The following is a 12,664-nucleotide window of genomic DNA, read 5'->3' as shown; positions in this document are numbered from 1 at the left end:
CGGCCATTCCTTTCTCTGTAGAGGGAGTTTCGATGACACTCAATCCATTACAAGTTTCGCCGGCAATCAGTCAATATCAGGCTGGTCAATGGGTTCCCGGAGAGCTGCGGCTCATTTGTGTCGCCCGCTGGCAGGAAACCCCGGATGTGGTGAGTTTTCGTTTTAAAGCGGCTCAGCCGCTGTCTTTTCATTTCAAGCCCGGGCAGTTTGTAGCATTGCAATTGGAGATTGCCGGTGAGGAGTATCGCCGCTGTTATACCATCTCCTCTTCGCCATCTCGGCCCAATTCTTTGATGCTGACCATTAAGAGGGTTGAGGGCGGCAAAATTTCCAACTACCTTATCGATAATCTTAAGCCGGGCCACAGCCTAATGGCTTCCGGGCCTTACGGCCAGTTCAACCTTATCGATATACCGGCCGAGCGCTATCTGTTTTTAAGCGCCGGTTGTGGCATTACGCCGATGTTTTCCATGAGTCGTTTTCTGACCGACAGCTATCTTGACAGCGATATCGCTTTTATTCACAGTGCCAGAAGCGAGCAGGATCTCATCTTCCGAGACAGTTTGCGGGCTATGAACAGCCGTCACGATAACTTTAAGCTGGGCTATCTGCTGGAGCAGGGAGGTGAGACTGCCTCAGTCTCCGGGGAGCTTGCCGAGTGCCCTATGTTACCGGGACGCTTGAGCTTGGCGGCACTGGAACAACTGGTGCCGGATTATCGTCAGCGCACCGTGTATGTCTGTGGCCCCGAGGCTTACATGGCGGCCACAGAGCAGATGCTGGCGCAAGCAGATTTCGATATGACGCGTTTTCACAAGGAAAGCTTTGCTGAAAATACCTCGGCGCCTGCGGGTGACGGTTCGGCTAATTACCGCTTGAGTGTTGCCGGCCTTGAGCTCAGCATCAATGGTGAGCAGACCCTGCTTGAAGCGCTGGAGTCTGAAGGTTTGCCCATTATTGCCGCCTGTCGCAGCGGCGTTTGTGGCTCCTGTAAGTGCCGGGTTGTCTCCGGTGAGGTTGAAAGCAGCAGCCAGCAGACACTCAGCCAGGATGAGATTGACTCAGGTATGGTGTTGGCGTGCTCCAGCCGGGTGAAGAGTGATATTCAACTGGAAACCGGCCCCTTCTAATTCTGTTTCCGGCATTGCAGAAGTGGCGATCTCACAGTATGGTTAAAGCAGGGCAAGAGCTTTGGGCCCTGCATTCCAGATGTTGGCCGGAGACAGACTATGACCAGCTTACCCTCAGAAGCATTTGCCAGTGAAGATCGCAGCATGGGCCATTTTTTATATGCGCTTATGTGTGCCTTTCCGTTGTTTTTCCTGCCTGTGATCCTGAGCCTGTTGATTAACTTAAGCCAAAGGCAGGTTGCACCTCTGTCGCTGCTGGGCTCTCACTTGCGCTGGCAAAGGCGCAGTATTATGGGTTTGGCACTGCTACTGGCTATGGGCTACTGGGTCAATCCGCTGTGGCTCAGCCTCAGCTTGTGCGCCCTGGGGGTTATCTGGTTCAGTTACCGAATCTTCAAGGGTTGGCTCAGCCTCACAGATGGACAAGCCATGTAGCTCTTGTCTGCTACCAGGGAAGCGGTCAGCCTGATCGCAAGGAAATATGACGGACTATCAACTCTTCTGTGTGCTGGCGGCGCTGGCACTGATTATCTCGCTGTTATCCAGCCGTTTTCACTCACTGCAAGAAACCATAGCCATCACAGGCCTGGCCATGCTCCTTAGCCTGATTATCCTGGTGGTGGGTAAGTGGTTTGAGCTGGATATCCATATCAAAACCATTTCAGTATTGCAGCGGCTCGACTTTCAGGCGCTGCTGCTGAACGGTATGTTGGGTTTTCTGCTCTTCGCCGGTGCGCTGCAGATAAGGCTCAAGGTGCTGGCCAGCCAGAAATGGGAAATTCTCTGTCTGGCTCTGCTTGGTACTGTGATTTCCACTCTGACAGTGGCGGCGCTTTGCTTCTATTTGATGCCGCTGCTGGGGCTGGCGCTACCCTGGAGTTATTGTTTGTTGTTCGGGGCCTTGATATCACCAACCGATCCGATAGCGGTTTTGGCCATCTTGAAAAAACTCGGCGCGCCTGAGGATATTGCCATTCAGGTTGAGGGTGAGTCGCTGTTCAATGATGGTATTGGCCTGGTGCTGTTTGTTGCTGTCTCGCAGCTGGCTTTTTCCGCCGAGGCTCTGAGCCTGGCCGATGTCGGCGCGCTGTTTTTCCATGAGGCCGTTGGTGGCATTGCCTATGGCCTGGCGTTGGCTTTTGCGCTGCATCAACTGATGAAACTCACGGATGAAGAAACCCAGAGACTCTTGATTACCTTGGTGGTGCCTACCGCAGGTTATGTGATGGCAGAAAAACTCTCGGTGTCCGGCCCTCTGGCCATGGTGGCCGCAGGAATCGTGCTGGGGAATTTCACAGTGCCAAAATGCTTTGGGGTCACGGGGAGAATATTGTTGCAAAGGTTCTGGGGCCTGCTTGAGCACTTCTTCAATTCGCTCTTGTTCCTGCTATTGGGACTCCTGCTGCTGTTGACCCATCTGGATATGCAACTCTGGTGGTTTGTGCTGCTGAGTATCCCTGTGGTGTTGTTGGCAAGATGTGTCAGCGTGTACTTACCTTATCTGGGGTTCCGGCGTATGCGGCAATACAGCCAAGGCGCGGAGGGGATCCTTATCTGGGGCGGGCTCAAGGGCGGCCTGGCGCTGGCTATGGCCATGAGTCTTCCGGCGGGGATAGTGCTGACCCCCGAGCTGGAGCTCAGGGATCTCTTGCTGGTAATGACCTATGCCGTGGTGGTCTTTTCTATCATGGTGCAGGGCTCAACGGTTTCCCGTTTGATCCGCCGCAGCCGCGAGGCGGCAGAGGCCGGTAAAGCCGCTGCCGAATCGACTCAGGCTGTCTGATACAGCTTGGCGATTAAGCCTGCATGTTGCTGTGGATGACGGACATCGGTTGCGATGATTAAACCATCTACGCCCAACGCCTTGATAGCCAAGACCTGAGCAGTCAGTGTTTGCTCACTGCTGCTTGGGTTGAGGCACAGACTTGGATTTACCAACAGCGGTAAGTGGCTCTGGGTTTTTAGTTCCACCAGGGCGGCGAGATCCAACATAAGCTGTTCGGGTTGATTCAATCCACTGACCCCCGCATCACAGAGGATTAACTGCTGATTCCCGCCGGCGAGCAGGGTATCTGCGCTGGTCAGCCAATCCTGTTGGCTGGCCATGGGATTACGCTCCAATATCACCGGCAGGTTCTGTCCGCCAAGCACATTGAGCAGCTCTGTGTTGTACATCTGTTTACCGCTGAGCAGCAGCATGTCGGCCGCGGTCTGGGCCAGAGCCAGATCTTCTGCATGCTCCAAGGCAACAATGCTCTGCAGCCCGGCTTGGTTTAACAGGCTCTGCAACTTGGGCAGTTGCTGTTTGGCATCGGGTTGGCGCGTCAGCGTGCTGAGAACCACGCCCTGAAATCCCGCTTCCCTGAGGGCCTTGGCGCTTGGGGCAAAGCTGTCTGCATCTATGGGGAGGTTCAGTTGCGCCAAGGCGGCGAACTGGCCTTGCCCCAGTTTGAGCTGGCCGCAACTAATTTCTGTGCTGACCGGTTTATAGTGACGGGAATGTCTCTGGGGTGACAGTTTGGCGCTGTCCTGCCTGGAACTTTCAGGTTCAATCAGCAGTTGGCTGTGACTCAGCTGGGTTGGCTCGACCGTCTCACAAGGGTAACAGCCAAGTACTTTGATAAAGCGGGTGAGCCGTTCAAGCTCGGCAAGTGCTTGCTGCATAGCTATGGATGCCAGATTGGCATCGACATCCAGATAAAACATCTCTTCCCAAGGCGTGCCCGGGATAGGGCGTGACTCCAGCTTACTCATATTGAGGTTGTGATCTTTGAGGATCAGCAAAGCTTCCACCAAGGCGCCTGGCTTTTGACCGGTTGCCATAATCAGTGTGGTTTTGGCCGGCAGTTGCTCCGGCACTTCTATCGCCTTGCGGGCCACTACGATAAAACGGCTCTGGTTGATTTTTTGATTGGCCAGTTCCTGCTCCAGAGCTTCCAACTGGTAGAGGGCGCCGCCTTCACTGGAGCCGATAGCAGCCACAGTGTTATCGCCCTGGAGAACTTTTTCCATTGCCTCGGCGCTGCTGGCGCAATATTCCAGACGAAAGTCGGGATGGCGACTCAGGTAGCGACTGCATTGACTGATGGGTTGGGGGTGGGCATAGACGGTTTTGATATCGGCAAGCTTGCTTCCCGCTTTGGCCAGCAGACAGTGGCCCACTTCTATAGTGGTTTCACCCACTATGGCCAGGCTGGTGTGCTGCAACACATCGTAGACTTCGTTGATTGAGCCGGATGAGGTGTTTTCTATCGGCAGAAAACCATAGTCGGCATGGCCGGATTCGACGGCCTGCACTATATCATCGAAGTTCTGGCAACCCAGATCCTGCATCTCTACCTGACGACGTTGGCAGTAGCGACTGGCGGCCAGGTAGGAATATGAACCTCTGGCGCCCAAATAGGCGATGCAGTATTGCTGTTTCTGGGTTTCGGGATTGGCTCTGCCCTGGAGGTAGGCCTGTTGGTTCAGCACTGAGTCTTCAATAATGGCCTGGTAGAGACTGATGACATAATGGGCATCCAATCCCTGTTCCCGCCCTTGGCGAACCAGCCTTGCCAAGAGTTCTTTCTCTCTCTGGGTATCACGGATTGGGCGAATGTCCACCTCTTTGCTGCGGGCGACTTCCAGGCTGAGTTGCCGACGTTTGGCCAATAGCGCCAACAGATCCCTGTCCAGGGTAGTGATGTCATCCCTTATTCGCTCCAGCGACGGTACTTTATTCATTCAGACCTCTAAACCAGTAATACTCAGTGCATGATACAGACAAAAAAGCCTCCCGGGTGGGAGGCTTGGCAATTTTCATTTTCGTTTTTACACGTCAGGGCCGCCTCCGGGAATGAGGTGTAAAAAAGAAAATAAAAAATGAGCGATTGAGGTTTTTCATGACATTTAAGCTAAATCTATCCCTTAGAGCTGTCAATCAAAAAATCTTTGGGTTAAACAATGAAAAGCGCACCCGAAGGTGCGCTGGTTAGTGGGAGATTGAAATATCAAGCTGCGTAGTCCTCCTTGTAATCGTATTCGAACTCAGGTTCGGTGGCTTCGGGTTCAAAGGCACCACGCTGAGCTGCGGGTTTGTGGGTCAGGCGATTGAGCTGTTTTTCCAGCTTTTGTCCCATTGCATTTATGGCTGCGTAGAGATTTTCATGTTTCGCCTGGGCAAAAAGTTGTCCGTTGGCCAGTTTTATTGATGCTTCTATTTTAAAGAGTGGCCCTTCTTTGAGGATGATGACATGGGGATTAATCAGCTGAGTATCGTAACGGTCCAGTTTGGTAAGGCGGCTCTCAACACGTTCACGGATGGCAGCTGTGACTTCAAATTGCTTGCTGGTGATCTTTAGCATATTGTCAAACCCTCTGTTGCTTCCTTGGTTTCAGATTAACAATCCCCAGACTTAAAAATGTGATCTAAATCAATATTTGTGGCGAGTCAGAGAGCGTTTGTCACTTATTTGATCACTTAGACAAGTTTGGATTATTTTGCCCTGAAAAGTCTTGAACCCTGGTTGATAAAGGGCCATATTTAATGAGATCACTGAGTATCAGTCCTTTCCGATTGCCTCCTCCCGTCGCTTTAAATATCATCATGTGTATTATCTACAACTCTTTACCCTTATGCCGTTCGGGCCAAAACGGGTGATAACAGGAAGTACTTTATGAATAACAACGAAGTTAAAGTGAAGGTCTGGGATATACCTGTGCGGGTGTTTCATTGGGGCATGTTGCTGCTCTTGGGCGGGCTGTGGTGGAGTGCCGATCAGGGCGAGATGAGCTATCACCAGTTGTTCGCCTATAGTCTGATGATCTTGTTGGTGGTACGGCTTATTTGGGGCTTTATCGGTAGCGACACTGCCCGTTTCAGTCATTTTGTCCGTCATCCCCGTCAGGCATTGGATTATCTTGCCAAGATGCGGGCCAAGCAGGCTCCTCATTCTTTAGGGCATAACCCTCTTGGGGGTTATATGGTGGTACTTTTACTGGTCATAATCAGCTTGCAATTGGTGTCGGGTTTGTTTGCCACAGATGAGATATTTACCGAAGGGCCCTTGGTTTCTTATGTCAGCGGTGAAACCGCTAGTTGGTTTACCTGGTTACACAAGAAGAATTTCGATCTTTTATTGATCCTTGCCGGTATTCATGTGGCCGCCGTCTTGCTGCACCGCTTCAAAGGTGAAAAGCTGGTGGGGGCAATGTTCAGTGGCTATAAGCGCTTACCGGCTGCAGAAGCGCAGCAACCCAGGTTTGCCTCTTTGATACTGGCATTGGTGCTTTTATTGGTAGTCGCCGTGCCTGTGGTGCACTTTTTGATGATGCCAGTGATAGGCATGTTGTAAGTTTCCAAACAATAAAAAGCCTGCTAGATGCAGGCTTTTTATTGTGATGACTAAAAGGGATTAGTCTTTTTTGTATACGTCGTGGCAGCCTTTGCAACTCTTGCCAACGGCACCGAAGGCTTTTTTCAGCTCATTCTTGTCGCCGTCTTTGGCTGCAATAGCCAGGGCGTCGGCATTGGTTTGCAGTTCTTTGAACTTGGCTTCAAAGTCAGCCTTGTCGGCCCAAATCTTGGCCAGAGCTTCAGTATCACCTTTGTCGGAACCATCGATAAAGCCTTCCAGTGGCAGTTTCGCCAGGGCGGCCACATTGGCTGCACGCATAGCTGCAACATCGGCGTTAAAGTCTTTCTTGCCTTTGAGCATGGCACCGATATCACCGAAGTTATAGGCCATCAGGCTGAAACCAGACTGACGGTACTGGATGGCATCATCGCTGCTTTCAAAGTTGTGGGCCTGAACAGCTGTAGCGCTAAGCGCCGCGGTGGCGGCTAACATCAGTAAGTATTTTTTCATTATCATTCTCACAAGTTTGTGCGTTAATGTGACATTGCTTGGCTATTGTACACATTTTGTTTGACCTAGGGAGTAGACTTTTTCAGTTTACATGTAAAGTTTTGTCAGTAACTGGCTGCTAAAACACGACTTTTTTTCGCAGGAAAACAACGCTATACTGTGTTCACGTACCATTACGTGAACACGAAAGAGTTACTATGCGCCCTGATTGGATATCAGTACTGGAGAAAGTACTGGCTCACAATAATCCCGAAGACCTAAACTGCCTGTTTGAATTGTTGTTGACCGATGATGAAAGACATGCCATCGCCGGCCGTTTGAAGGTGTTTCAGGTATTGCTTGAAGGGGAGATGAGTCAGCGGCAGATTGCGGCCGAGTATGAGGTGAGCATAGCAACCATTACCCGTTGTTCCAACTATTTGAAGCATATGCCCGCAGCGCTGAAGGAAAAAATCCGAGCCTTGATCCTTTGAGTTACATCAGGGGTTGTCGCGGCAATTTGTGGCGGCGGTAGAGGTGGCGCTGATTCAGAATATAGCCGCTCCAGGCACAGAAGAGCAGCCCCAGTAGCTGGTAAACTTCTTGGTCGGAAAACCTTAACAGTAGCATGCCCGACAGCAGCCAGAGGAAAGGCAATCCTGCATACAGGGGTTCGGGCCAAACTCCTCCCCGCCGCAGGCGTTTGGGATCGCTGCGTCTGTGACTCGAACGCAGGTTGTAAATCCGGGCCGCGGCCAATATAAGCAAAACGGAACCCAGGATCCCAAGCAAGGATTCGAGTAAATAGAGCGCCAGGCTACCGGTCAAAAAATACAGATAGGGCAGGCTCTCGTAGACCAATCTGGACAAGATCACGGGGCATTTCTTCGCATCCGGGGTATCTATTGATTTTAGTCCAAAGAATTACGTCCAACCTTGTTTTCTAAAGTGCCATAAACAAAGAGTCCGGCATTGGCCGGACTCTCGATTGATAGCAATAATTTGCTAGGTGGTCTGTCTGCTTGGTTATTAACCGCGGCAGCCGCAACCACCGTTACCGTCACAGCCTTCTTTCTTGGCGTCTTCCTCTGCATCTGAATTACAGCAGCCGCCGTGCTCGTGATCATGACCGCCACAGCAACCGCCGTGATCCTGGCCGTGACCACCACAACCGCCATGGGCGTGGATATGGCCGTGAGCAATCTCTTCGGCTGTCGCTTCACGCACGTCCATCACTTCGACATTAAAGGTCAGTGATTGGCCTGCCAGAGGGTGGTTGCCATCAACGATAACACTGTTGTCCAGTACTTCGGTCACTTGTACCGGGCGCTGGCCCATTTCAGTTTCGGCGATGAAGCGCATACCAGGTACTATGTCCTGGATATCGCCAAAGGCTTCCAGAGGAACTTCCTGACGCAGACCATCATGGTATGGGCCATAGGCTTCTTCAGATTCTATGGTCACTTCCAGCGTATCGCCTTTGCTCTTGCCTTCCAGTGCTTTTTCAAGTCCCGGGATCAGGTTTTCCATACCGTGGAGGTAGACCATAGGATCTGCCTCAAAAGAACTTTCTATCAACTGACCCTTGGCGTCAGTCAGGCGGTAGTGAATGGTAACCGCGCTGTGTTGGGTGATTTGCATATCGCCTCCCGTTCAGAATGTGGCCGCATGATAACGTGCTTTTTCCGCGCTGGCGATATCCGAGCGTTGCTTATGCCAACTGTTGCACAGAGTTTTGCCGCCAAGATGACATTTTGGGGCAGGCTGGAACTAAAAAAGCCATTATTTTTTAAACGTCTTTTCTAAAAATTCTATTTGGGTGTCTTTGATTGCACTTGCTTGGCTGAGACTCAGCTTTTTAGCCAAATACACTTTACGTTAAGGTTAATTATAATGAGGGAGTTTTGTTGATACTTATCCAGTTAAAAACAGACTTTGGTGAGACTTATTCAATGAGATTGGCATTTTATTAGAATTTTCATGAAAGCGCCCCTTGACAAATGCTACAGAAAAAAGCAATCCTGTTTGCATTGCTGTCATTCCAAGGAGCTAAACTCCTGAATGAACCGGCCTGAACACAAGAGAATAAAACGAGTATAGAAACCCAATGTATCAGCTAAGCTCAGTTGTAATTACCACCATTACAACCACCACCATTACCAGTGTGGGGGCGGGCTGACTATACCCTGAAGAATTGCAAACAAGAAGCCCGCTCCCACCAAGGAGCGGGCTTTTTTGTTTCCTGGGCGGGCGCGGTATTTAAAGGAGAGACAGATGAAAGTGATGAAGTTCGGCGGTACCTCGCTGGCAAACTGGCAAAGGTTTGAAATGGCAGCAGAAATTGTTCTGACCAGTGCCAGAGAAGAGCAAGTGGCCACAGTGCTGTCGGCTCCGGCAACCGTAACCAACAATCTGTTGGCCATGGTTGATATGGTATTGGCAAAGGGGGATGTCGACGAGGCTCTTGCCAAGGTGGCTGAGGTATTTGAAGCTTTGTATGCCGATGCATCTGTATCTTTTGCAGAGGAAGCCAGACAACAGCTGAAGAAGGTATTGGCACAACAGTTGGCGAGTTGGCGGGCAAAATTGGCTGGGGTTCAGCTTCTGGGGGAGTGTCCTGACAGTGTGCGGGCCGAGATCCTGGTGGCAGGTGAGCGACTCTCCGCAGCCTTGATGGTTGAAGTGCTCAAGGCCAAGGGAGTCAGTGCCGGTTTACTCGACCCGAGAGAATTATTCCTCGGCGTCGGCACACCATTGGAGTCTGTGGTGGATATCGCTGTCAGTAAGCCCAGATTTGCGTTGCTTAAACTCGATGAGCAGAGAGTGTGGGTCATGCCGGGGTTTACCGCTGCCGGTGCCGATGGCAAGGTGGTGACTCTGGGACGCAATGGTTCGGATTATTCGGCCGCAGTTTTGGCTGCTTGTCTGGATGCCGACAGCTGCGAAATCTGGACAGATGTCGATGGGGTATACAATACCGACCCCCGGGTGGTTGCCGATGCCAAGCTGCTCTCCCAGCTCAGTTACCAAGAGGCAATGGAGCTCTCCTATTTTGGCGCCAAGGTGCTGCACCCCAAGACCATTTCGCCCATAGCCCAGTTCCAAATCCCGTGCTACATCAAAAACAGCTTTAACCCCAAAGCGCCGGGCACTCTGGTATCCAATCAGCCGGATCAGACCGGGTTGCAGGTCAAGGCGATTTCCAATCTGGATAACCAAACCATGTTCAACGTCTCAGGCCCGGGAATGAAAGGCATGGTGGGGATGGCGTCGCGTATTTTGGAGTCCATCGCCAGAGCCAAGGTTTCGGTATCGCTGATCACTCAAAGCTCCAGTGAGTACAGCATCAGTTTCTGTGTGGCCACTTTGGATGCCCCCAGAGTCAAGTGGGCGCTGGAGCAGGAGTTTGAACTAGAGCTCAAGAGTGAACTGTTGGAGCCGCTGGAGATGCGGGATCAACTGGCGATAGTGTCCCTGATAGGTGACGGTATGCGTACCCATAAGGGTGTGGCTGCGCGCTTCTTTCAGGCCCTGGCCCAGGCCAGTGTCAATATCATCGCCATTGCCCAGGGCTCGTCCGAGCGCTCCATTTCTGCCGTGGTCGAGCAGCGCAAGACGCGTCATGCGGTAGCAGCCTGCCATCAGGGCTTTTTCGATGTGCAGCAGTATCTCGATGTCTTCCTAGTTGGCGCCGGTAACATTGGCACAGGCTTGCTGGAGCAGATAAAACAGCAGGAAGCCATGCTCAAAGGGCAACATATTAGTATTCGGGTTTGCGCCATCGCCAACTCAGGCAAGATGTTGCTCGACGCCGCCGGTATCTCCCTTGCCGATTGGCAGTCAAGGCTCAACGATTCGCCCGTCGCCTTTGATCTGACACAGATGTTGGCCTGGGCCAAGGAGCAGCAGTTACTCAATCCCGTATTGCTGGATTGCACCTCTTCGGATGTCATTGCCGGCCGTTATCTGGATGTGATGAATGCCGGTTTGCACGTGGTGACACCCAACAAGAAGGCCAATACCCGTGAGTTGGCTTTTTACCGCGCGCTGCGGCAAACCGCGCTGGCCCAGCGGCGCCAGTTCCTTTATGAAACCAATGTCGGCGCCGGTTTGCCGGTTATCGATAACCTGAAAAAGTTGCTGTTTGCCGGTGATAAGCTGCTGCGTTTCCAGGGGATACTCTCGGGGTCGCTGTCGTTTATCTTCGGTATGCTGGATGAGGGGATGAGTCTGTCACAGGCCACGGCCATTGCCCGGGAAAAGTGCTTCACCGAGCCGGACCCCAGGGACGATCTCAATGGTATGGATGTAGCGCGCAAGGTGTTGATTTTGGCACGGGAAGTGGGCTTGCCGCTGGAGCTGGATGATATTCAGGTGGAGTCTGTCTTGCCGGATGACTTCGATGCATCAGGCGATGTAGCCCAGTTTATGAAGGCTCTGCAACAGCTGGATGCGGCCGTTGCCGAGCGAGTCGCTGCCGCCCATGCCAAGGGTAAACGCCTGCGTTATGTCGGCCAGATAGATGAGTCAGGTTGCAGGGTGCGTATCGCCGAAGTGGCGGCCGATGATCCCCTGTTCAGCGTCAAAGGTGGTGAGAATGCACTGGCTTTCTACAGCCGCTACTACCAGCCGATCCCCTTTGTACTCAGAGGCTATGGTGCCGGTACTGAGGTGACGGCCGCCGGGGTGTTCGCCGACTTGCTCAGAACCCTCAACTGGACTCGGGAGGTCAGCGCATGAGTCAGTTTATTCCTGCCAATGCACCTGTGACTGTCTATGCGCCCGCCTCTATGGGAAATGTCGGTGTCGGCTTCGATTTGCTGGGCGCCGCACTGGCCCCCATTGATGGCAGTTTACTGGGGGATACAGTTACAGTGGGCGCCGCGTCTTGCGGCGTTTCTCTGACTCAACTTGGCCCCTGGGCTCATAAGCTGCCACAGGAGCCGCAACAGAATATTGTCTATCGCTGCGCCGAGTTTTTCCTAGGTGAAGCCGGGATCAATCAAGGCGTTTCTTTGACCCTGTCCAAGAACCTGCCGGTAGGCAGCGGCCTTGGCTCCAGTGCCAGCTCAGTGGTGGCGGCGCTCTATGGTCTCAATGAATATTTTGGTCGTCCCTATGATGAGCAGGCCTTGCTGGGGTTGATGGGGCGTTTTGAAGGGGAGATCAGTGGCTCGGTGCATTATGACAACGTGGCGCCTTGCTACTTGGGTGGATTGCAACTGATGCTGGATTTACCCGGGCGTATCTGCGAGCCCTTGCCGGCCTTTGATTCCTGGTACTGGCTGGTGGCCTATCCCGGGATTTCATTATCGACAGCGTCCATGCGCGCCTTGATGCCGAACCAATATGACAAGGGAACCTGCATAGAATTTGGTCGCAATCTCAGCGCCTTTGTTCATGCTTGTTACCGCCAGGATGAGGCGCTGGCGCTGACTGTGTTGAAAGACGTGTTGGCCGAACCCTATCGGGCCGAGGCTATCCCAGGGTATCTGGCGGCGCGGCGCGGATTGTCTGAGCTGGGTATGTTGGCCACCGGGATTTCCGGCAGCGGCCCAACCCTGTTTTCTATCAGCGGCGATCTGGCCCGCGCCGAGCAGGCCAAGCGCTACCTGGAACAACACTATTTAACCGAAGCGGGCGGCTTTGCTCACATCTGCCGCCTGGATATGCAAGGCACCCGGGTATTGTCCTGAAACGCATTTT

General features: G+C 52.5%; 12 protein-coding genes and 2 other annotated features. Of the genes, 7 read left to right on the top strand and 5 right to left on the bottom strand.

Annotation, left to right across the window (positions count from 1 at the left end):
* Nucleotides 1-32 precede the first annotated feature (32 nt).
* The 3 genes from ACMHXE_RS09950 (at nt 33) to ACMHXE_RS09940 (ending at nt 2,913) form a co-directional block, all read left to right on the top strand.
* Nucleotides 33-1,130 (top strand): hybrid-cluster NAD(P)-dependent oxidoreductase, encoded by a 1,098-nt coding sequence (locus ACMHXE_RS09950; RefSeq protein WP_226564286.1) that lies wholly within the window; start codon nt 33-35, stop codon nt 1,128-1,130.
* A 99-nt stretch (nt 1,131-1,229) separates the two neighbouring features.
* The gene (locus ACMHXE_RS09945) at nt 1,230-1,565 is read left to right on the top strand and encodes a hypothetical protein (protein WP_028779791.1); all 336 of its coding nucleotides are present in this window, start codon (nt 1,230-1,232) and stop codon (nt 1,563-1,565) included.
* 46 nt (nt 1,566-1,611) lie between these two features.
* The gene (locus ACMHXE_RS09940) at nt 1,612-2,913 is read left to right on the top strand and encodes a cation:proton antiporter (RefSeq protein ID WP_413732129.1); all 1,302 of its coding nucleotides are present in this window, start codon (nt 1,612-1,614) and stop codon (nt 2,911-2,913) included.
* On the opposite strand, the gene ACMHXE_RS09935 is transcribed toward ACMHXE_RS09940, so the two are convergent.
* Nucleotides 2,901-4,856: a chorismate mutase gene (locus ACMHXE_RS09935; protein ID WP_287590312.1), complete on the bottom strand. Its 1,956-nt coding sequence runs from the start codon at nt 4,854-4,856 to the stop codon at nt 2,901-2,903. The genes ACMHXE_RS09940 and ACMHXE_RS09935 overlap by 13 nt on opposite strands.
* Nucleotides 4,857-4,894: 38 nt before the next feature.
* Nucleotides 4,895-5,014: a sequence feature (Phe leader region), on the bottom strand.
* 108 nt (nt 5,015-5,122) lie between these two features.
* A complete protein-coding gene (gene hpf / locus ACMHXE_RS09930; RefSeq protein WP_039034229.1) occupies nt 5,123-5,476 on the bottom strand; it encodes a ribosome hibernation-promoting factor, HPF/YfiA family in 354 nt (117 codons plus the stop codon).
* 312 nt (nt 5,477-5,788) lie between these two features.
* On the opposite strand from hpf, the gene ACMHXE_RS09925 reads away from it, so the two are divergent.
* Nucleotides 5,789-6,466 carry a cytochrome b/b6 domain-containing protein gene (locus ACMHXE_RS09925; protein ID WP_101053542.1) on the top strand — a complete coding sequence of 226 codons (678 nt, stop codon included), beginning with the start codon at nt 5,789-5,791 and terminating at the stop codon, nt 6,464-6,466.
* A 60-nt stretch (nt 6,467-6,526) separates the two neighbouring features.
* On the opposite strand, the gene ACMHXE_RS09920 is transcribed toward ACMHXE_RS09925, so the two are convergent.
* Nucleotides 6,527-6,979 carry a c-type cytochrome gene (locus ACMHXE_RS09920; RefSeq protein ID WP_215774106.1) on the bottom strand — a complete coding sequence of 151 codons (453 nt, stop codon included), beginning with the start codon at nt 6,977-6,979 and terminating at the stop codon, nt 6,527-6,529.
* Between the two features lie 197 nt (nt 6,980-7,176).
* On the opposite strand from ACMHXE_RS09920, the gene trpR reads away from it, so the two are divergent.
* On the top strand, nt 7,177-7,452 hold the full coding sequence (trpR, locus tag ACMHXE_RS09915) for a trp operon repressor (protein ID WP_101053544.1): 276 nt from the start codon (nt 7,177-7,179) through the stop codon (nt 7,450-7,452).
* Between the two features lies 1 nt (nt 7,453).
* Here the strand turns inward: trpR and ACMHXE_RS09910 are convergent, their stop codons facing one another.
* Nucleotides 7,454-7,834: a hypothetical protein gene (locus ACMHXE_RS09910; protein WP_101053546.1), complete on the bottom strand. Its 381-nt coding sequence runs from the start codon at nt 7,832-7,834 to the stop codon at nt 7,454-7,456.
* Nucleotides 7,835-7,987: 153 nt separating this feature from the next.
* The gene (slyD, locus tag ACMHXE_RS09905) at nt 7,988-8,599 is read right to left on the bottom strand and encodes a peptidylprolyl isomerase (RefSeq protein WP_101053548.1); all 612 of its coding nucleotides are present in this window, start codon (nt 8,597-8,599) and stop codon (nt 7,988-7,990) included.
* Between the two features lie 478 nt (nt 8,600-9,077).
* Nucleotides 9,078-9,198 (top strand) — a sequence feature (Thr leader region).
* Between the two features lie 34 nt (nt 9,199-9,232).
* On the opposite strand from slyD, the gene thrA reads away from it, so the two are divergent.
* Both thrA and thrB read left to right on the top strand, forming a co-directional pair.
* Nucleotides 9,233-11,698, top strand: coding sequence for a bifunctional aspartate kinase/homoserine dehydrogenase I (gene thrA, locus ACMHXE_RS09900; RefSeq protein WP_165564734.1), 2,466 nt, complete (start codon nt 9,233-9,235; stop codon nt 11,696-11,698).
* Complete coding sequence (gene thrB, locus ACMHXE_RS09895; protein WP_208191977.1) at nt 11,695-12,654, top strand: homoserine kinase; 960 nt, start codon at nt 11,695-11,697, stop codon at nt 12,652-12,654. Before thrA ends, thrB begins: the two co-directional genes overlap by 4 nt.
* The last annotated feature ends 10 nt before the right edge of the window (nt 12,655-12,664 follow it).

This window comes from Shewanella sp. BJSY2023SW007, from assembly GCF_047314525.1.
In the GTDB taxonomy this organism is placed as follows: Bacteria; Pseudomonadota; Gammaproteobacteria; order Enterobacterales; family Shewanellaceae; genus Shewanella; species Shewanella chilikensis.
Note: the sequence above shows the minus strand (reverse complement) of the source record. Positions and strands in the feature narration are given on the sequence as shown.